General features: G+C 64.5%; 17 protein-coding genes and 1 pseudogene. 10 read left to right on the top strand and 8 right to left on the bottom strand.

The features are described 5' to 3' along the window. Positions 1-17 precede the first annotated feature (17 nt). On the top strand, positions 18-272 hold the full coding sequence (locus tag ACI8UR_RS00795; RefSeq protein WP_411713841.1) for a glutaredoxin family protein: 255 nt from the start codon (positions 18-20) through the stop codon (positions 270-272). A 39-nt stretch (positions 273-311) separates the two neighbouring features. Here the strand turns inward: ACI8UR_RS00795 and hemL are convergent, their stop codons facing one another. After that, complete coding sequence (hemL, locus tag ACI8UR_RS00790) at positions 312-1,652, bottom strand: glutamate-1-semialdehyde 2,1-aminomutase (protein ID WP_411713842.1); 1,341 nt, start codon at positions 1,650-1,652, stop codon at positions 312-314. A gap of 655 nt (positions 1,653-2,307) precedes the next feature. Here hemL and nasA point away from each other — a divergent pair. The 4 genes and pseudogenes from nasA to ACI8UR_RS00770 form a co-directional block, all read left to right on the top strand. After that, complete coding sequence (nasA, locus tag ACI8UR_RS00785) at positions 2,308-4,359, top strand: assimilatory nitrate reductase NasA (RefSeq protein WP_411713843.1); 2,052 nt, start codon at positions 2,308-2,310, stop codon at positions 4,357-4,359. After that, positions 4,356-5,003 (top strand): molybdenum cofactor guanylyltransferase, encoded by a 648-nt coding sequence (locus tag ACI8UR_RS00780; RefSeq protein ID WP_411713844.1) that lies wholly within the window; start codon positions 4,356-4,358, stop codon positions 5,001-5,003. The genes nasA and ACI8UR_RS00780 overlap by 4 nt, the downstream gene beginning before the upstream one ends. 217 nt (positions 5,004-5,220) lie before the next feature. Further along, the gene (locus tag ACI8UR_RS00775; protein ID WP_415087461.1) at positions 5,221-6,966 is read left to right on the top strand and encodes a nitrite/sulfite reductase; all 1,746 of its coding nucleotides are present in this window, start codon (positions 5,221-5,223) and stop codon (positions 6,964-6,966) included. A 106-nt stretch (positions 6,967-7,072) separates the two neighbouring features. Beyond that, positions 7,073-7,291 (top strand): annotated as a pseudogene (locus ACI8UR_RS00770) (zinc ribbon domain-containing protein); the annotation flags it as partial. A 129-nt stretch (positions 7,292-7,420) separates the two neighbouring features. On the opposite strand, the gene ACI8UR_RS00765 reads toward ACI8UR_RS00770, so the two are convergent. From ACI8UR_RS00765 to hemB, 3 genes are all read right to left on the bottom strand, one after another. Further along, positions 7,421-7,864 (bottom strand): Lrp/AsnC family transcriptional regulator, encoded by a 444-nt coding sequence (locus ACI8UR_RS00765; protein WP_411713846.1) that lies wholly within the window; start codon positions 7,862-7,864, stop codon positions 7,421-7,423. 1 nt (position 7,865) lies between these two features. After that, on the bottom strand, positions 7,866-9,596 hold the full coding sequence (locus ACI8UR_RS00760) for an ammonium transporter (protein ID WP_411713847.1): 1,731 nt from the start codon (positions 9,594-9,596) through the stop codon (positions 7,866-7,868). Positions 9,597-9,909: 313 nt separating this feature from the next. Further along, positions 9,910-10,890 carry a porphobilinogen synthase gene (hemB, locus tag ACI8UR_RS00755; RefSeq protein WP_415087460.1) on the bottom strand — a complete coding sequence of 327 codons (981 nt, stop codon included), beginning with the start codon at positions 10,888-10,890 and terminating at the stop codon, positions 9,910-9,912. 91 nt (positions 10,891-10,981) lie between these two features. Between hemB and ACI8UR_RS00750 the strand changes: the two genes are divergently transcribed. Beyond that, entirely contained in the window at positions 10,982-11,617 is a 636-nt protein-coding gene (locus tag ACI8UR_RS00750) for a DedA family protein (protein ID WP_411716160.1), read from the top strand. Between the two features lie 16 nt (positions 11,618-11,633). On the opposite strand, the gene ACI8UR_RS00745 is transcribed toward ACI8UR_RS00750, so the two are convergent. Further along, positions 11,634-11,981: a hypothetical protein gene (locus tag ACI8UR_RS00745; RefSeq protein WP_411716159.1), complete on the bottom strand. Its 348-nt coding sequence runs from the start codon at positions 11,979-11,981 to the stop codon at positions 11,634-11,636. A gap of 72 nt (positions 11,982-12,053) precedes the next feature. Continuing rightward, positions 12,054-12,347 (bottom strand): translation initiation factor eIF-1A, encoded by a 294-nt coding sequence (gene eif1A, locus ACI8UR_RS00740; protein WP_411716157.1) that lies wholly within the window; start codon positions 12,345-12,347, stop codon positions 12,054-12,056. 297 nt (positions 12,348-12,644) lie between these two features. On the opposite strand from eif1A, the gene ACI8UR_RS00735 reads away from it, so the two are divergent. Both ACI8UR_RS00735 and ACI8UR_RS00730 read left to right on the top strand, forming a co-directional pair. After that, positions 12,645-13,712 (top strand): zinc-dependent alcohol dehydrogenase family protein, encoded by a 1,068-nt coding sequence (locus ACI8UR_RS00735; protein WP_411716162.1) that lies wholly within the window; start codon positions 12,645-12,647, stop codon positions 13,710-13,712. Between the two features lie 328 nt (positions 13,713-14,040). Then, positions 14,041-14,544: an amino acid-binding protein gene (locus ACI8UR_RS00730; RefSeq protein WP_411716156.1), complete on the top strand. Its 504-nt coding sequence runs from the start codon at positions 14,041-14,043 to the stop codon at positions 14,542-14,544. A 5-nt stretch (positions 14,545-14,549) separates the two neighbouring features. On the opposite strand, the gene ACI8UR_RS00725 is transcribed toward ACI8UR_RS00730, so the two are convergent. Next, positions 14,550-15,251 carry a DUF5828 family protein gene (locus ACI8UR_RS00725; protein WP_411716155.1) on the bottom strand — a complete coding sequence of 234 codons (702 nt, stop codon included), beginning with the start codon at positions 15,249-15,251 and terminating at the stop codon, positions 14,550-14,552. A 421-nt stretch (positions 15,252-15,672) separates the two neighbouring features. Between ACI8UR_RS00725 and upp the strand changes: the two genes are divergently transcribed. After that, on the top strand, positions 15,673-16,344 hold the full coding sequence (upp, locus tag ACI8UR_RS00720) for a uracil phosphoribosyltransferase (RefSeq protein WP_411715133.1): 672 nt from the start codon (positions 15,673-15,675) through the stop codon (positions 16,342-16,344). 133 nt (positions 16,345-16,477) lie between these two features. Here the strand turns inward: upp and ACI8UR_RS00715 are convergent, their stop codons facing one another. After that, positions 16,478-17,101 (bottom strand): IMPACT family protein, encoded by a 624-nt coding sequence (locus ACI8UR_RS00715; protein WP_415087459.1) that lies wholly within the window; start codon positions 17,099-17,101, stop codon positions 16,478-16,480. Positions 17,102-17,193: 92 nt separating this feature from the next. Between ACI8UR_RS00715 and ACI8UR_RS00710 the strand changes: the two genes are divergently transcribed. Further along, a complete protein-coding gene (locus ACI8UR_RS00710) occupies positions 17,194-18,363 on the top strand; it encodes an anion permease (protein ID WP_411715135.1) in 1,170 nt (389 codons plus the stop codon). Position 18,364: the final 1 nt, after the last annotated feature.

Below are 18,364 nucleotides of genomic sequence, written 5' to 3'. Positions count from 1 at the left end.
TGCCCTACTGTCGGTCGATGGCAAACATTACCCTCTACGAACTCCCCGGCTGCCCGTACTGTGCGAAGGTCATCGACAAGCTGGACGAACTCGGTCTCGAATACGACACCATCGAGGTACCGAGCGCACACGGCGAACGCGACGAGGTCGAGGAAGTCAGCGATCAGACGGGCGTGCCCGTCATCATCGACGAGGAACACGACATCGACGGGATGCCCGAATCCGACGATATCGTCGAGTATCTTGAAGCGACCTACGGCGCTAGCGCCTAATTCACACCTCCTTTTCGGTATAACAGTCGATAGCGGCCGCTACAGTGCCTCCTTGTACGCTTCGAGCGTCTCCTCGACATCGTCTTCGGTGTGGCCGTAGGAGACGAAGTTCGCCTCGAACTGGTTCTGTGAAACGAGGACGCCCTGCTCGACCATCTCGGGTCGGAACAGGCGTGCGTACCGCTCCGTCTCTGCCTTCTTGACATCGGTGCCGCGCTTGGGGCAGGAATCGAACCGGCTACACGAGGAGTCTTGCCGGCAGCCATTCGCACAGCAGTCGTCCTGTGGCGGGTCGTCCGAGCGGGTGAACACCACCTTAAAGATGGAGTCGGTGCCGACGACGGTGTATTCGGGGGCGTGGTCGGCGAGGATGTCGGTGAGGCCCGCTCGGATTTGGCGGCCCAGTTCGTTGACGTGGTCGTAGACGTCGTTTTCGGCGCAGAACTGCAGCGTCTCCAGCCCCGCAGCCATCGTCACGGGATGTCCCGAGAAGGTGCCGGCCTGGAAGACGTCGCCCGTCGGGCTGAACTGCTCGATGTATTCGGTTTTGCCGCCGATGGCGCCGACCGGGAAGCCACCGCCGATGATCTTGCCGAACGTCGTGATGTCGGGGTCGACGCCGAGTTTTCCCTGTGCACACTGGAGGCCGCCGACCCGGAAGCCGGTGATGACCTCGTCGAAGATGAGGAGGGAACCGTAGTCGTCACAGAGTTCCTCCAGCGTCTCGTGGTAGCCCTCGAGCGGGTGGGCGATACCCATGTTCGCCTGCACCGGCTCGACGAGGACGGCGGCGATGTCGTCGCCGTGTTCCTCGAAGGCCCGACGGGCGGCGTCGGGGTCGTTGAACGGAATCGGAATCGTATGTTCGGCGAACGACCCCGGAATCCCAGCGCTGGAGGGCTTCGGGTGGTCGGTATCGCCTTCGACGAGCGTGTTCTCCTGGGCACCGTGGTAGCCGCCCTGCATGACGACGATCTTGTTGCGTCCGGTAACGCCGCGTGCGAGTCGAACGGCCGACACCGTCGCCTCCGTCCCCGAATTGACGAACCGGATCATCTCGACGCTCGGAACGTGCCGGCAGACGAACTCGGCGTGTTCGACCTCGAGTTCGGTCGGCATCCCGTACATCGGGCCCTCGGACGCCCGCGACTGGACGGCAGCCTGGACGGACTCGGGCATGTCGTGGCCGAGAAGGAGCGGGCCAAGCCCCTGCACCCAGTCGATGTAGCGGTTGCCGTCGGCGTCGATAACGTGGCCGCCCTCGCCACGCTCGACGAACGTGGGGTACGGCTGCGGCGCCGCGCGAACCGAGGAGTTGACGCCGCCCGGTAGCACGGACAGCGCCCGGTCGTACAGCGAGCGAGAAGTGTCGCGGTTCATGCCAGAAGCTTGGCCTGCCCCCCGAAAGAGGTTATCGTCTGGAGGGATGGCCGAGCAGAGTCGGTGATGGCGCAAAAAGACAGATATCCTCGAGATTAGAGTACATTCGTCCTACTTTTCCACATTTTGGTTCATCTATTGCCGTATCCCGAACGGTATTGATGAGTGATTCCGTAGTCGGCAGTACCGTGAGACCTGACGGTCTCCGGTGCAGTATCGCTCAGGAACGAGAACCACACGGCTGGCAACCACGGTTCCTCTGTGGGGGCCCTTGTCGGGCCCCACGACTCCTCGTCTCATACAGATTGTTGTAGTCAGTTCCCGGCGAACGCCGAGCCGTACCGACCGCTCGCCGGTAATTTGGTACAACAATCCGTATCAGTATCGACAAGCGTCGCTTCGCCCGGCAGAATACGTGATTAATGACGTAATATCCCATTAAGAACCGGACGAGCAGCCGGCAACAGCCCCTGGAGTTGGCCATTCATCAACACGTATTGTTTTGCAGTGACGATTCATGTGCCTAGCCAATGTGTAAGGCAGGATTCAGTCATAGATTCCCGATCGTCGAATACGACTGTTCATTTTCTACTAGCCTTTCGTCTGAAATGCTCCGTGGTGAGGCGCCGTGACCGATCCGGTACCGACCACCTGTATGCGATGTGCGGTCGGCTGTGGCCACGTCCACCAGGGCGTCGACATCGGCGTCGGTGTCGACGTGGCCCGCGGCGATCAAGCACACCCGACCAACGAGGGGCTGGCCTGCGGTCGCGGGCTGCGAGAGAGCACCGACCCGGGCGGGGAATGGCTCACGCGTCCCTTGGTGCGCCGTGACGGCGAGCTCGTGCCGACGACGTGGGACATCGCGCTCGGGGAAGCCGTCACCGAACTCCGAAAACGGGCAGCAAGCGACCCCGACAGCGTCGCCGTCCTCGGGAGTGGCCAACAGACCAACGAGGCCGCGTACGCGCTCGGAAAGCTCGCCCGCGGCGGCGTCGGCACGCGCCACTACGACGCCAACACGACGTTGTGTATGGCCAGTGCCGTCTCGGCGTACTACGACGCGTTCGGGAGCGACGCCCCACCGCCGACCTACGACGACATCCCCGACGCCGAAACCCATCTCGTGTGGGGGGCGAACCCTGCAGTCGCCCACCCCGTCATGTTCCGGTGGATACACGCCTCGGCGACGGACGACGACGACGGCGACGGCGGCAGCGAGCTCATCGTCGTCGACCCCGTCGAGACGAAAACTGCCCGCGCCGGCGACACCCACATCGCGCCCGAGCCAGGAACCGACCTCGCGCTCGCCCGAGCCGTGCTCGCGCGGTTGGTCGCTCGGGGGGACGTCGACCGTGAGTTCATCGAGACCCACACCGACGGGTTCGACGCGCTCGCGGAGGCACTACCCGATGCGGGCGACGCCGCGGCCGAGGCCGGCGTTACGCTCGATGAAATCGACCTGCTGTGTGACGCCCTCGATGCGCGCACGCTTCTGTACTGGGGAATGGGCGTCAATCAGCACGTCCAAGGCACCGACACGTCCGCGGCCCTGGTCGACCTCTGTCTCGCCTCGGGCAACATGGGCCCCGGAAGCGGCCCGTTCTCGCTGACGGGACAAGCCAACTCGATGGGGACGCGCGTCTGCTCCTCGAAGGGCACCTGGCCAGGGCACCGCGACTTCGACGACCCCGCCGCCCGCAGGGACGTAGCGAGCGCTTGGGAGGTGCCCGCCGAACGGTTGCCCGACGACCCCGGCCCCGGGCCGGTCGGAATCCTCGATTCGGTCGGCACGGATGTCGAAGCCATCTACGCCGTCGCGACGAACCCCGCAGCGGGGATGCCCGACGCGACGGCCGCACGGGAGGCCCTCGAGGAGTCGTTCCTCGTCGTGCAGGACGCCTTCCACACCGAGACGACGGAACTGGCCGACGTGGTGTTGCCCGCGGCCACCTGGGGTGAAAGCGAGGGCACGACGACGAACATGGAGCGAACCATCTCCAGGGTTCGCCGTGTGACCGAGGCGCCCTCGGGCGTCCGCACGGACGTCGACCTCATCACCACCATCGGCAACGCCATCGAACCCGGGCTGTTCCCGTCGGATGACCCCGCCGCGCTTTTCGAGGAGTTCGCGGCGCTCACCCGCGGCACCGTGGCCGACTGTTCGGGCATCAGCTACGAGCGGCTGGACGCCGAACACGCCGTCCGCTGGCCGGCACCGAGTGCGGCGAGTCAGGGTGGCTACCGCTACTATGACGAGGGTTCCGAGCAGTGGTCGTTCCCGACGCCGTCCGGGAACGCGCAGTTCTCCACGGCGACCTTCGAGGGCGTCGCCGAACCCGTCTCGGAGTCGTACCCGCTCACGCTGACGACCGCCCGGGAGAACGATGGCTACAACACCGGAATCAGGTCGCGGTCGACCGACCCCGAAGATGTGGCGGTGCGCATCCACCCCGAGAGCGCGCCGGCCGAGGACGGCGACCCGGTGGATATCGAATCTCGCCGGGGGTCGATTCCGGCCGTCGTCGAGCACGACGAGGCCGTACCCGAGGGGATCGCCTGGCTCCCAATACATCACCCGCGAACGAACGAACTGACGACGAAGGCGCGCGACCCCTCGGGGGAGCCGAACTTCAAACAGTGTGCGGTGCGCGTCGTGCCAGTGTCCCAGACCGAACGCGAGGCACTCGCGGAGGCGAGCGTATGAGCCCCGTTCGGGGTGGTGACAAGCGTGATGATCACCTGGACGTGGCAATCGTCGTCATCGCGGGTGGACGCTCGCAGCGCTATCCCGAGGGCGATAAGGCACTCGTCGAGGTCGGCGGCGTGCCGATGTGTCGACGCGCCGTCGCCGACCTGCCCGGTTCGGAACTCGTCGTCAGCTGTCGAGCCGACCAGCGTCCCGCGCTTGCGGAGGTGCTCGGTGGCCTCGCTCCACGGTTCGCGGTCGACCCAGTTCCCGACCGTGGGCCACTGGCCGGGCTGTCGACCGCACTTCGGGTGACCGCCGCCGAACGGGCGCTCGTCGTCGCCTGCGATATGCCCTTCTTCGACCGGGCGACGGCGACCGAGCTGCTCGCTGCGCTCGAAGCGGGCGATACCGACGCGGCGCTCGTCGAGGCCGACGACGCGGCACTGCCGGAGCCGCTCGGCGCAGCGTACCACATCGATGCGGCGCGTCGCGCCTGCGAGCAAACGCTCGCCTGCGGCTCCCGGCGGCTCGTGGACGCGCTGGGTCGGCTCGAAACCACGACTGTCGATGCTCGCCCGCGTGCAGTATGCAACTGCAACACCGCCCAGGAAATCGAGCGGGCCGACGATATGCTCGAACGCCGGACGCTCGTTCAGTAATCGGTCGCTCTTTCCCCATATTATACAACTTATATTCTCCATATCCCCCACTATTCGTTACGGACGGTGGGGAGTCAGAACACATACTGAATGGATGTCCAGGCGTACTGTTATACTCAAAAAGATAGTACCTCCAGCCGTAATGAACAACGTATTCAAAAAGGAATTCAGCGTATTGCTGGATGAAGCACGAACTACGTCCCCCAAGGTGTAGCGAATGCACAAAAAAGAAGAATACAAGGAGGGCTGTTACGGCGACGAGGTTCGCGAGAAGATTCTGGAGTTCGCAGCGCAGGGGTTCGACTCGATACCGGACGACGAGAAGGCTGCGTGGTTCTCCCGATTCAAGTTCTGGGGGCTCTTCCACCAGCGCGACGGCCAGGAGAGCTACTTCATGCTGCGGCTGACGAACGCAAACGGCGTGTTGGAGCCGGGACAGCTCCGCGCCATCGGCGAGGTGGCTCGCGAATACGCCACCGGCCCCGTCGAGAACCCCGAGTTCGGCAACGGCTACATCGACCTGACGACCCGCCAATCCATCCAGCTCCACTGGCTGAAGCTGGAGGACGTTCCCGAGATTTGGGAGAAACTCGAATCGGTCGGTGTCACCTCCCGGTCTGCGGGTGGCGACACGATGCGGAACATCACCGGCTGCCCGCTGGCCGGCAAAGGCGAAGAGTACGTCGACACCCAGCCGCTGCTCGACCGCTTCCAGTCGGAACTGCGCGGCGACGACGACCTGGCGAACATGCCCCGGAAGTTCAACATCTCGGCGACGGGGTGTCACGAGGGGTGTGCCCAGGATTCGATCAACGACATCGGGCTGGAGCCGGCCGAAAAGACGGTCGACGGCGAGTCCGTGAAAGGATTCAACGTCCGCGTCGGCGGTGGCCTCGGTGGCCGAAAGCCCCGGCGTGCCCGCCCGCTCGACGTGTTCGTCGAAGACGAGGACGAAGCCTACCAAGTCGTCCGCGCGTTCGTCGAACTCTACTTCGAGGACGGCAACCGCACCAACCGCAACAAGAACCGTGCGCGCTTCTTCGTCGACGAACACGGCGTCGAGTGGATTCGCGAGGAACTCGAAGCCCGCGTCGGCACCCTGCAGACGGCCGGCGAGGATTTCCGCGAGAAGTACACGTACAACGCCGGACTCCCGGCGGACGCTGGCCGCGCCGACCACGTCGGCGTGGGCGAGCAAGCCGACGGCAAGCAGTACGTCGGCCTCTCGGTCGCTGTTGGGCGCCTCGCGGCCCAGGACGTCATCGAACTCGCCGACCTCGCGACGGAGTACGGCTCCGGTGAGATCCGACTGACGCGCCGGCAGAACCCTCTCATCGTCGACGTGCCCAAAAGCAAGGTGCACGAACTGCTGGAAGAGCCGCTGTTGGCGAAGCACAAACCCGAGCCGAATCCCTTCCAGCGCGGCGCCATCGCCTGTACCGGCACGGAGTTTTGCTCGCTGGCGCTGACAGAGACGAAAGCCCGGATGGCTCGGATGTTGCGCTGGCTCCGGGACAACGTCGATCTGCCCGACGATGTCGAGCATCTCCACATGCATTTCTCGGGCTGTACCGCCGACTGCGGACAGGCGATGACCGCCGATATCGGCCTGCAGGGAATGCGCGCCCGGAAGGACGGCGAGATGGTCGAGGCCGTCGACATCGGCGTCGGCGGCGGCCTCGGCGAGGAGCCGAGCTTCATCGAGTGGGTACAGCAGCGCGTGCCCGCCGACGAGGCGCCCGGCGCCATCAAGAACCTCGTCGAGGCGTTCGCCGCCCACCGCGACGACGGCCAGTCGTTCCGCCAGTGGGTCGACAGCACGGGCACCGAACCCATCGTCGATCTGTGCGAGCCCGAAGAGACGGACTACGACGACCCCTGTCTCTACGACGGCAAGCAGGCGTGGTATCCCTTCGCCGAGGAGGAGGCTGCGCCGCCCGCGGAGGCAGCCACCGATGACTGACGAGGAGTCGACGGCGCCGTTCGACGCCGCGCCGGAGCTGGCCGACACCGAGGACGACTGACGCTCCCGGTTCTGGTTTTCCCGTCCATTTTGGCTGCGTCAGCCTTTCACTCACGACGACAATCGGTCTGGCGAATCGTTCGAATGCCAGCAGTGTGGGTATGAGAATCACGCGGATTACAACGCCGCAAAGAACATCGGTTTGCAGTATCTCCGTCGTCGGCAGAATGCAGGTGGCGGAGGCGCACCCGTAGATGTGCGCTTGAATCGCGGGACGCTGAACGTGAGTGGGGAGTACGTACCCCCTGCCTCCTCGGAGGCATAGAACGGGAGTCCACGCGAACGCCTCGGGGCTTGACCCCGAGTCGATTCACGCTTTTGCTTCGGATACACGGCAGACAGCCGCACGACCGTGCAGCTGTGTGGAACGCGGCGCGTCGAAAAGAAGAAATCGTCAGTCGACCAGCGGGGAGTCACCCTCGCGGACGACCGACCGAACCACGTCGACGTCTACGGTACGAACGTCGAGGTCTGCATGCAGCTCGCGCAGACACGTCGAGATGGCCGCCTCGGTTTCGAACTTGCCGACAGCGAAGACGGGTCGTGACCCGCTCGTCTGGTAGACGGTGACGAACTCCGGGCGTTCCCGGAGTCGAGTGGTCACATCGTCCAGCACGTCGCGGTCGACCGCGAGCCGAACGATGGCCGTCGTGTAACCGAGCTGGCCGTAGTTCAGCCGGGCCGAATGCCCCTCGATGACGCCGTCGTCTTCGAGCGCTCGCAGGCGTTTCTGCATCGTCGTTGCGACCGCGTCAGTCCGGTCTGCGAGCGTCGGCACGTCCGCACGGCCATCCCGACAGAGCGCGGCGACGAGCTGCCTGTCGAGCGATGCGGTCACGTTAGACCGCGCTCGTTCCAACCTCGCCCGTGCGGATCTGGTAGGCGTTCTCGACCGGCAGGATGAACACCTTCCCGTCGCCGGGCTCGCCGGTTTTGGCTGCGCCCTGGATAGCCTCCGCGACGTCCGCTGCGGGGATATCCGCGACGACGCATTCGATCTTCACCTTCTGGTGGAGGTCGACGCTGTACTCCTCACCGCGCCACTGGCCCTTCTTTGCGGGCTGGCTGCCGCGGCCGGAGACGTTCGTCACCGTCAGCGAGGGGGCACCGACCTCAGCGAGGCCTTTCTTGACATCCGAGAGCTTGTCGGGGCGAACGAAGCCCATGACCATCTTGATCTGGCCCTCGTTTGTGGTGCCGCCGTCGGGGCGGACGATGCCGTCTTCCTCGACGAAGCCACCGTCGGTGGCTGCCGGGCCGCCGGAGCCGCCGCCGAATTCGGGGTAGGTGTTGGTGCCGTGCTCTGAGATGTCGAGCCCTTCAAGCTCGTGGTCGGGGCTGACGCGTGCCTGGCCGACAGCCTTGAACACGCCCCACACCAGCGCGGTCGCGACGACCGTCCACACCGTGATGATGGCCGTTCCGAGAATCTGCGGAACGAACATCGACGCTTCGATGGAGAGGAGGCCACCGGAGACGAGGCCACCGCCGATAGCGGAGCCACCGGTCGACCACAGCGGGAACAGGACGATACCGAGCGCACCGGCGCTTCCGTGCACCGGGAACACCGCACAGACATCGTCGATGTTCATCCGCTTCTCGACGAACTCGAAGACGATGGGCAGCTGTGCACCGGACAGCAGGCCGATCATCAGCCCGCCCATCGGCGTCAGCACGTCGGCGGTGCCGGTCACGCCGACGAGACCCGCAAGCATGCCGTTCGCAACGTACAGCGTATCGACTTTGCCCGTTTTCGCGAGGGCGACGGCGCCGGCACCGAGTGCGCCCATCGCCATCCCGAGCGTGGTGTTCAACGCGACGCGACCGACGATATCCCAGCCGGCACCCAACACGAGTTCGCCGCCTTCGACGGCGAAGACGTTGACCGAGGTACCGACGTTGAAGCCGTACCAGCCGAACGCCAGGATGAGCGTCCCGAGGACGGCAAACGTCATCGAGTGACCGGGGATGACGTTGACGGAGCCGTCATCATTGAACCGACCCATCCGGGCACCGAGCATGTAGGCGGCCGTCAGGCCGGCGATACCACCGACGCCGTGGACGATCATGCCGCCCGCGAAGTCGTGGAATCCGAGCTCGGCGACGAAGCCACCGCCCCACACCATGCCGGTGACGACGGGGTAGATGACTGCGGCGACGAGGAACGTGTACGTCACGTACGCGCGGAGTTTCGCGCGGCCGGCGACGGCCCCGGAAACGATGGTTGCCATCGTCATCGCGAAGACGGCGCCGTACAGCCAGTTGACCCAGCCGAAGTTCCCGGCGCCGAACTGGCTCAATGCACCGTAGGAGCCCGAGCCGGTGAGTTCACCGACCAGACTCGACACGCCGGCACCGAGCAGGAAGAACACGATGACGCCCACACTCCAGGTGAGCATGTTCTTCGTCAGCTGGTTCGCGACGTTCTTCGAGCGCACCTGTCCGGCCTCCAGCATCGCAAAGCCCGCGTGCATGAAGAAGATGAGGAACGTCACCACGAGGATCCACAGCCAGTTGACCCCCTCGGCGACGACGCTCGGATCGACCTGCATCGGGAGCGCCTCGATCATGCGTCGACACCCACACTACGACCGCATCCTGTAAGTTCGTCCAGCTTTTCTTTGAATTGCGCCATGTTTGTATTGCAGCTCACGAAATAACCTCATGGAATAGCCCTATATAAATCCTTGAGTTGGAATTGGTAATTTCCAGACGACCTAAGTGAACGGTCGTGGGTTCTGGGGTACGATATTATCTGTATAAGGTCGTTTGATGTCCAGAGTTCGGAGAGAAATAACGAGTATTTCTGAACGTACGTATGTCGCAAATGTTGCCATGCGGGCGTATAGCGCCCGTTCAGCGCCGCGCGCGGAGCGGGCATATTTAAAGCCGCTCGGCGATATCCTCAGCGAAGTAGGTCAGAATCAGGTCGGCGCCGGCCCGCTTTATCGACAGCAGCGATTCGGAGGCTGCCTCTTCCAGGGAGAGCCAGCCGTTGTCCGCCGCAGCGTGCAACATTGCGTACTCGCCGCTGACGTTGTAGGCCGCGATAGGGTGGTCGAACTCCCGGCGGAGCTCGGAGACGATATCGAGATACGGCAACGCAGGCTTGACCATCAACACGTCCGCGCCCTGTTCGACGTCCAGTTGCACCTCTCGCATCGCCTCGCGGGCGTTGGCGGGATCCATCTGGTAGTGGCGGCGGTCGCCGAACGCCGGCGCCCCGTCCGCCGCATCCCGGAACGGCCCGTAGAAGGCAGATTCGTACTTCGCGGCATAGGCCGTAATCGGGAGGTTCTCGTAGCCCGCCCCATCCAGCGCCTCGCGGATAGCGCCAACCATCCCGTCGGTCATGCTCGAGGGCGCGACCATGTCGGCGCCCGCATCGGCATGAGAGACGGCAATCTGCTGGAGCAACTCAAGCGTCGCGTCGTTGTCGACCGTCAGCCGTGGGTCATCCCGTGCGTCGTCTTCGAGAACGCCGCAGTGGCCGTGGTCGGTGTACTCACACAGACAGATGTCCGTGATGACGTAGGCGTCCGTCTGGTTTGTGATACGGCGGACAGCACGCTGGACGACGCCGTCCTCAGCCCACGCTTGCGATCCTCGCTCGTCTTTCGATTCGGGGATGCCGAATACCATCACCGCCTCGACGCCCGTCTCCATGATCTCGCGGACACGCGCGGCGCTCTCGGAGACGGGGACGCGTTCGTGCCCCGGCATCGACTCGATGGGGACGCGTTCATCCGTCGTCGCGTCGACGAATACCGGCGCGATGAGGTCGGCTGCCCGAACGTCCGTCTCACTGACCAGCGAGCGGACGCCGTCCGTGCGAAGCCGTCGGGGACGGTCTGTGAGTTCCATATCGCTTCTCGGGCCCCGTCCGGCAAAGGCGCGTCGCTCCCGCCCGAAGAAGGGTCGAACTTATATGTCGCCTGCCCTGAAAAACAGGTGAATGTCGCTCGGCGTCCCGTCCGGCTCCTCGCGTCTGCGTCGCTTCCTCGAGCGACGAGCCGTCCATATGGCCGCCGCGCTGACGCTCGTGTGCGCGGCCGTCGGCCTCTATCTGCTGGTGTTCGCCGACCCGGCGTACACTCGCGAACTCATCGGCACATACGGCTTCGGCGCCCTGCTTTTCATCCTCGTGTTGGAGGGTGCGATGTTGCTGTACTTCGCCCCCAGCGAGGCGCTCGTGCCCGCCGCCATCACGCTTTTGACCGGCGGTGCGACCGACTACGTTGGCATCGTGACCGTCATCGGCGTCGCCGTCGTTGGCGCCACCATCGGTCAGTTCGCGCTCTTCACCATCGCCAAGCGTGCGGGTCGGGAGTACCTGCTCGAACAGACGTGGTTCCGCGTCTCCGAACCACAACTAGCGCGGTTCGACGGCTGGTTCGACCGCTGGGGGCCGCTGGCCGTCCCCCTCTCGAACGCCCTGCTTTTCAGCCGCGGGATGCTCACCGTCCCCGCCGGGCTCGCGGAGATGGACGACAAGACGTTCATCGCGCTGTCGGCGCTCGGCACGCTGCTCTTTCAGACGTGGCTGGCCGGACTCGCGCTGTTCCTCGGGGTTCGGCTCGGCGTACTTTGAATCCGGAAAACAGTCCTCAGAGGAATTCCCGCACTTCTGAGTACCACATATCGTGGTAGTCGAGCGCGTCGATGCGACGGGCGATCTTCGTCGCGATGACGTGCCAGCAGAGTTCGGAGGGGTCGTCGGGGTCGAGATTGTAGCGTGAGTCCTCACACTCGCAGGTCTCGTTCTCGACGACGTGTTCCTCGGAGTGGCCGACGACGACCGTGAAATCGCGGTATTCCTTGATTCGCCGTTCACCGACGGCCTCGACGGCCTTGACGCCGCGGTCGCCGTGGGTTGCGATGATACGGTCGACGGCGCCGCTCGTGAGTTCACCAGCGTCTTCCAGCGCCGTCTCCCACTCGTCGACCGCGGTCACGAAATCACGTTACGGGGCGCGTGGCAAAACAGGTTCGGTCGTTCACGCCGGGCGGGAGACACGATGGGGCGGTCAGACGCTCTCCTGGATGTGGCCTTCCTCGCGCAGCTGGTCGGCCTCTTGTTTCTCGTAGCGCCATACCACGTCGGCCTTCTCGTCCTGCCAGTCCCACGGCTCGACCAACACGACGTCGTCCTCGCGAATCCAGATACGTTTCTGCATCCGTCCCGGAATGCGGGCGGTGCGCTCGGTGCTATCCATACAGCGCACTTTCACTCGGTTCGCACCGAGCATGTTCGTGACGACAGCGAAGACCTCGTCCTCGTCGGGCATTCTGAGGTCGTTTCGCCCCTCGTTGTCACTCATACTCGACGGTTAGATAGGGAGCCCTTTAACTGCTATGCAGGGCAGTCCCGGGTCGTTCCGTCGGTCATCGGCGCCGCTCAATTGAGGCTTTGTGAACGCGCGCCAATCGAGATGGCGACCGGAAATGGGCTATTGCCGGATTATGTTGCCTATTCTTGTCGGCCGACGTAACCCATTGCATAAGCCGGTGGCCTCCCAATTGAGGCGCATTAATATGTCGAAGTAAGGACTAAAGGGGTGGGAGAGTAGTGTACGCGCGTCATGAGCAAAACGGACACCGAGCAGGAGTCAGAGACCATGCGAGCCGTCGTGTTCGAGGAACCGAAAGAGAAGATGGAGGTCGAGGCGGTCGACCGACCTGAGCCCGATGCGGACGGCATCGTCGTCGAGACGGAGGCCTGCGGCATCTGTCGGTCGGACTGGCACGCCTGGCAGGGCGATTGGGACTGGATCGGCGTCATGCCGACGCCCGGCCTGATTTTCGGCCACGAGCCAGTCGGCCGTGTCAAGGAGGTCGGCGAGGACGTCCAGAACTTCAGCGTCGACGACCGCGTCTGCGTCCCGTTCAACCTCAGCGACGGCACCTGCCGCTTCTGTAAGGACGGCCGCGCGAACATCTGTGAGCGGTCTATCCCGCTCGGGTTCGTCTCCTTCCAGCCCGGCGCCTTCGCCGAGGAGTTCCCGGTACGCAACGCCGACCACAACGTCGTCAAACTCCCTGACAACGTCGACCCCGTCGAGGTTGCCGGCCTCGGCTGCCGGTTCGCAACGGCGTTCCACGGCCTCGTTCACCGCGTCGACATCACCGCCGGCGACTGGATCGCCATCCACGGCTGTGGTGGTGTCGGCCTCTCGGCCGTCCACATCGCTGACGCCCTCGGCGCGAACGTCATCGCTGTCGACCTCTCCGAGGACAAACTCCTGAAAGCAGAGGAGCTCGGCGCCGACAAGACCATCGACGTCCGCGATGTGCAGGACGTCCCGCAGGCCGTCAAAGCCGAAACGCCGAACAGTCGCGGCGTCGACATCAGCGTCGACGCCCTCGGTGTCGCCGAGACCTGCCGTAACTCCGTCAAGTCGCTCGCGAAGGGCGGCCAGAACCTCCAGATCGGCCTCACCACAAGCGAGGAGGAAGGCGAAGTCTCGCTGCCCGTCGACAACATCGTCATGGGCGAACAGGAGTTCATCGGCTCCTACGGCATGCCCCCCCACGAGTACGAGGAGATCTTCTCGATGATGGAGCAAGGCAAGATCGACCCCGGCAAGATCGTCTCTCGAACCGTCTCACTCGATGACGTGCCGGACGTCATCGCGTCGATGGACGACTACGAGACCGTCGGCATCCCGGTCTGCGACGACTTCTAAAATCCGCATTCCCTTTTTCAAGCGCTCGCCGATAGCGAGCGACAGCCTCGTCGTTACTCGGCGCTCTCTTCGCCGCGCCAAGCCGTCTGCCCATCGCCACCGCCCGTCTTGTACGTCCCATAGGCGGTCGCGATATCAGTGCCATCCTCGTCCGTAACGTCGATTTCGACATGTCGATGGTCGGCGTGACGGTGTTGTACGGCATCCGAGCGAACATCTCGGAGAGTTCCATACCCGGAGGGACGGTCACGCGGCAAAAGCCCGTCCAATCGCTTCGGGGCACGTCTACGGCGTAACTGACAACACCCCTGCCCACAAGCGGACGAATATGTTCGACGAAATCATGCGGAAGTTCGAGGACAGCCCGAGTCAGCAGGCTGTCATCCGGCTGCTCCTCGAACGCGGCTTCTCCGTCAACGACGAGGGTCGCGTCGTCTCCGGTGGCATCGAGATTCCGAACACCGGAATCGCCCGGGAGATCGACGTCGACCGACGGGTCGTCGATGCGACGACCGACGCCATCCTCGAGGACGAAGAACTCCGACGCATCTTCCAGAACATCTCCGCGATTCCGTCGCTGATGGATTTAGCGCCCGTGCTCGATTTGACCGTGCTCACGGTGCGCGTCGGCGACGCCGACCAGCCCGGCATCGTCGCGGCGGTGACCGGCCTCCTCGCCGACAACGACATCTCTATCCGACAGACCATCAGCGAAGACCCCGAGTTCACTGACGAGCCGAAACTGTACGTCATCACCGACGAACCGCTTGATGGCGAGCTGATAAACGAGATTCGAGAGCTGCCGTTCGTCCGAAAAATCGAGTTGGAGTAACGGCCTCAGTTCTGCGTCGGCTCCGATTCGCCGTGGGTTTCTTCCTCTTGCTCGGGCGGTGCATGGCCCTCGACAGCTTCGGCGACGCTCGTCTCCTTCGGCGTGTCGACGTGCCAGCGGTCGACCGATGTCTCGTAGTCCGCGAGTTTGTTCGACACGCGAATCTTCAGGTCGTCGTCGTTGATGTTGACCTCGAACACGTAGTCGGCGGTGTCGGCACGACTGAGGTTCGCGCTGGCGAGTTCGTTGTCGAAGTAGTACGGCGACACCTGCGTCATCACGTTCTTGTAGACGCTACCCTCGACCTTCCGGAGGGCCCGCCGTGTTGCCGAATCGGCCGCGCGAGCGACGTAGTTGATTGATTCGCGCCACTCGGAGACGGCCTCGCCGGGCTCTTCGAGGCTCTCGTAGGAATCTGCGAGTTTCTCGCCGGCCTGCTTGAGGTCTTCTTCCGGCTCCTTGCCGGCCTTTTCGCCTTCGCCTTCGCCGACGCTTGCCTGCTCGGCCGTCTTCTGGCTGACGTCCTCGCCGAGCCGTTCGTGGGCCTTCGGTCGCCACTCGTCCCACCCCTCGAGGGGCTCTTCGGGAACCGAATGGTTCTCTTCGTCGAGGTCTTTAAGCGCGCGCGTGATTCGCTCGCCGTGCTCGACGACGTCGCCCCAGCTTCCGCGCACTTTGAAGCCGGAAACGCTCTCTTCGACCTCCATTTGCCAGTTGTACGAGCGCCGAAGACTTACGTCTTGTCGCTCGCTCGTTCGTCGTTTCGTGATGTTCGTTTTTTATACCGCGCACGCACCACTCGCGGCTCGCTTCGCTCGCCGCTCGTCTTCCCGTGGCGCTCACTTCCTCATCACACTACACGCCACGCCACTCGCGGCTCGCTTCACTCGCCGCTCGTCTCCCCGTGGCGCTCACTTCCTCATCACACTACACGCCACGCCACGCCACTCGCGGCTCGCTTCGCTCGCCGCTCGTCTCCCCGTGGCGCTCACTTCCTCATCACACTACACGCCACGCCACGCCACTCGCGGCTCGCTTCACTCGCCGCTCGTCTCCCCGTGGCGCTCACTTCGTTCGCGCCACGCTTTCGACAACTGCTTTTAAGCCCGCGGCCCCCGGCGTATCCGTATGCCAATCGAGGATCGTGATGACGCCCACGTCATCACGCACGCACTGGCCAAGCACACCCTCTCGGAACTCCGGTCGGACGAAACCGACCAGGTGGCGTTCCGCAACGGCCTCATCGACCTCGGACGCCTCTGTGGGTTCGAGATCATCGACGGGATGATGGAAACCGAGTACGTCTCCATCACGACGCCGCTGGCCGAGACGACCGGCGAGATGGTGAAAGGACTCGACAACGTCGTCATCGTCAACGTCCTCCGGGCGGCGACACCGTTCGTCGAGGGACTCGTCGAGGCGTTCCCACACGCCCGACAGGGTGTCATCTCCGCCGGCCGCGACGAGGAAGCCGGTATGGACGAAGACGGCGAGTTCCCCATTACCGTCGACTACGTGAAACTGCCCGACATCAACGAGGACGACACCGTCATCGTCGCCGACCCGATGCTCGCGACCGGGAGCACGATGGTCGCCGTCTTGGAAGAGGTCATGGAGAAAGGGGCGCCCGAACGGCTCGTCGTCCTCTCCGCGGTGAGCGCCCCGCCGGGCCTCGTCCGCGTCAACGAATCGTTCCCCGCCGCGGACGTGCTGACGGTCAGCATCGACGAACGGCTCGATGCGGACGGCTACATCGTTCCTGGGGTCGGAGACGCCGGCGACCGCGCGTTCGGCACCTGAAGGCCTCGATCCACCGTTTCACGTCGAGATACGAACGACGGAACCACGCTACTATTTCCAGCCGAACCGCGTTGTACCCCCTCGCTTCACGTGGAGGTCGCCGCCCTCTTTGGGTTTCGTTCCTATCGAAGCGTCAGACGTTCGGCTGACGGTCGCCGGCATCGATATCGACGCGGCCACTCGTCGCACTGCGGAGCCGGTCGCGGATCGCCGCCGTCTCCGCAACCGGGACGCGAACGTCGAAGGCAACGCGTTCCCCATAGTCGGCGTCGAACTCGACGGCCTCGCTTTCGAGAATCCCGCGGAGCGTTCCCGAATCGTCGTACTCGACCGTGGCGATAAACTGCTCGTGGGGGCGCTCCTCGATGACCTCGGCGGCGTTGAGGGCGTCCTTCGTCGCCTGTGAGTACGCCCGCACGAGGCCGCCGACGCCGAGGTTCGTCCCGCCGTAGTAGCGCGTCACTACGACGACGGCGTTCTCAAGCTCGCGGCCCTGCAACACCGAGAGCATCGGCTTGCCCGCGCTGCCGGAGGGTTCGCCGTCGTCCGAAGAATACTCCCGGAACGGGTCTGCCCGGACGCGATAGGCGGGGACGTTGTGGGTCGCATCCGCGTACTCGGCCTCGATTTCCTCGATGAAGGCCTCGGCTGCGTCGACGCTCTCCGCGGGCGCGGCGTGGCCGATGAACTCAGAGCCCTGAACTGTAAACCGGGGCCGAGCGCGGTCGGCGAGCGTCAGATACGCGTCGTCGGACACACGGCCACTCCGAACGCAGACGATAAACGGCTTTCGCGTCGGCGGGTGCGTCCTGTGGGAATTTATACGGCCGGACGGTGTACCGCTGGGCAATGGATGCGGTTACAGCCCTGACCTTCCTGGCTGCCGGCGGCGCGAGTCTCTTCATGGCGTGGGCCATCGGCGCGGGCTCTTCGGGGTCGACCCCGTTCGCGCCAGCGGTCGGTGCCAACGCAATCTCCGTGATGCGGGCGGGCTTTTTTGTCGGTATTCTTGGACTGCTTGGCGCGACCCTTCAGGGTGCGAACGTGACCGAAGCGGTCGGCCGGGAACTCGTCGTCGGAACGACGCTCTCGCCCGGCGCTGCAATCGTCGCACTCTCTATCGCTGCCGGCCTCGTCGCCATCGGCATCTTCACCGGCTACCCAATCGCGACGGCGTTCACCGTCACCGGCGCGGTTGTCGGCGCCGGCCTGGCGATGGGCGGCGCCCCCGCGTGGCCGAAGTACACACAGATTCTCACGGTGTGGATGCTGACGCCGTTCGTCGGCGGCAGCGTCGCCTACGGCACCGCGAAACTCCTCCGACACGAGTCGGTGCCCGAACTCGCCGTGATACCGGCGCTGGCTGGCGTCGTCGGCGCCATCCTCGCCAACATCGAGTTCGTCCTCCTCGGGCCACCGGGCGAGGCGAGCACGCTCGCCGCGACGGTTGCAGACAGCTTTCCCATCGAGGTGGCAGTCACGCTGCTCGTCGCGGCTGTCGCCGCCGCCGCGCTCGCTGCCGACATGCGCAAAGACGAGGCCGGCGGCCAGCGACACTTCCTGCTCGTGCTCGGCGCACTCGTTGCCTTCTCGGCGGGTGGCAGCCAGGTCGGACTCGCACTCGGCCCGTTATTGCCGCTTTTCGACACGTCGAGCATCTCTATCCCACTCGTCGCGCTCCTCTTCGGTGGGGGCCTCGGCCTCCTCCTGGGCTCGTGGACGGCCGCCCCACGGATGATTAAGGCCATCTCGCAGGATTACTCCTCGCTCGGCCCGCGCCGCTCTATCGCCGCGCTCATCCCCTCGTTCATCATCGCGCAGGTCGCCATCCTGCTCGGCGTGCCCATCTCATTCAACGAGATCATCGTCTCGGCGGTCATCGGCGCCGGCGCCTCCGCTGGGTCGGGTGGTGTCAGCGGCGGGAAGATGGGCTATACCGTCCTCGCCTGGGTCGGGTCGCTCGTCAGCGCGAGCGTCCTCAGTTTCGGCCTCTACACCGTCGTAACGACCCTCGCGTGAC

The sequence above is a fragment of the Natronomonas sp. genome, from assembly GCF_047616845.1.
GTDB lineage: Archaea > Halobacteriota > Halobacteria > Halobacteriales > Haloarculaceae > Natronomonas.
The sequence above is the reverse complement of the archived record's forward strand: the minus strand, read 5'-3'. Positions and strand labels throughout refer to the sequence as shown.

Bases quoted from the DNA above. Each gene is read 5' to 3' on its own strand.
- ACI8UR_RS00775 (WP_415087461.1), top strand. From the start codon at position 5,221: ATGCACAAAAAAGAAGAATACAAGGAGGGCTGTTACGGCGACGAGGTT.
- eif1A (WP_411716157.1), bottom strand. From the start codon at position 12,347: ATGAGTGACAACGAGGGGCGAAACGACCTCAGAATGCCCGACGAGGAC.
- hemB (WP_415087460.1), bottom strand. From the start codon at position 10,890: ATGGAACTCACAGACCGTCCCCGACGGCTTCGCACGGACGGCGTCCGC.
- ACI8UR_RS00750 (WP_411716160.1), top strand. From the start codon at position 10,982: ATGTCGCTCGGCGTCCCGTCCGGCTCCTCGCGTCTGCGTCGCTTCCTC.
- ACI8UR_RS00780 (WP_411713844.1), top strand. From the start codon at position 4,356: ATGAGCCCCGTTCGGGGTGGTGACAAGCGTGATGATCACCTGGACGTG.
- ACI8UR_RS00730 (WP_411716156.1), top strand. From the start codon at position 14,041: ATGTTCGACGAAATCATGCGGAAGTTCGAGGACAGCCCGAGTCAGCAG.
- nasA (WP_411713843.1), top strand. From the start codon at position 2,308: ATGCGATGTGCGGTCGGCTGTGGCCACGTCCACCAGGGCGTCGACATC.
- ACI8UR_RS00725 (WP_411716155.1), bottom strand. From the start codon at position 15,251: ATGGAGGTCGAAGAGAGCGTTTCCGGCTTCAAAGTGCGCGGAAGCTGG.
- hemL (WP_411713842.1), bottom strand. From the start codon at position 1,652: ATGAACCGCGACACTTCTCGCTCGCTGTACGACCGGGCGCTGTCCGTG.
- ACI8UR_RS00735 (WP_411716162.1), top strand. From the start codon at position 12,645: ATGCGAGCCGTCGTGTTCGAGGAACCGAAAGAGAAGATGGAGGTCGAG.
- ACI8UR_RS00710 (WP_411715135.1), top strand. From the start codon at position 17,194: ATGGATGCGGTTACAGCCCTGACCTTCCTGGCTGCCGGCGGCGCGAGT.
- upp (WP_411715133.1), top strand. From the start codon at position 15,673: ATGCCAATCGAGGATCGTGATGACGCCCACGTCATCACGCACGCACTG.
- ACI8UR_RS00795 (WP_411713841.1), top strand. From the start codon at position 18: ATGGCAAACATTACCCTCTACGAACTCCCCGGCTGCCCGTACTGTGCG.
- ACI8UR_RS00760 (WP_411713847.1), bottom strand. From the start codon at position 9,596: ATGATCGAGGCGCTCCCGATGCAGGTCGATCCGAGCGTCGTCGCCGAG.